This window comes from Vibrio sp. HI00D65, assembly GCF_001635455.1.
Taxonomy (GTDB): Bacteria; Pseudomonadota; Gammaproteobacteria; order Enterobacterales; family Vibrionaceae; genus Vibrio.
The window spans coordinates 1-380 of record NZ_LWEH01000530.1 but is presented as its reverse complement, the minus strand read 5'-3'; the positions used below and the strand labels follow the sequence as shown (position 1 = coordinate 380).

Here is a 380-nt window from a genome sequence, read left to right as displayed (position 1 = left end):
AGCCTAAACCACCAGAACCTGCAAATACGTCTAAGCAGGTCGAATTTGGGATATCTTGTGCAACCCAGTTAAAGAGTGTCTCTTTTACTCGGTCAATGGTTGGGCGTAAGCCTTCTAAATCATGAACGGGCAGCTTTCTGCCTCTCCATGAACCACTAATAATTCGAACAAAGCCACCGGAAGGCTTTTTTTGTGATGTGTTTTGCTGGCGACGTCTTACCATAGATTTTTTGACCGCTAATAAAGTGATACTATACGAGCCCAATTTAAGTTGGTTCGAGTATTAAATAAATTTGCAATGACAAAGTGTATCAAGCTAAAAGCAAACTTATCACTGCTTTGTCATTTTTCTTTACTATTCGTTTGTACAAGCTTGTATT

The 380-nt window shown here is 39.2% G+C and carries 1 protein-coding gene; it reads right to left on the bottom strand.

The features are described 5' to 3' along the window. Window positions 1-223: RsmD family RNA methyltransferase (locus tag A3712_RS23275; RefSeq protein ID WP_197465902.1), on the bottom strand; the 223-nt coding region annotated here is incomplete at its 3' end. Window positions 224-380 lie beyond the last annotated feature (157 nt).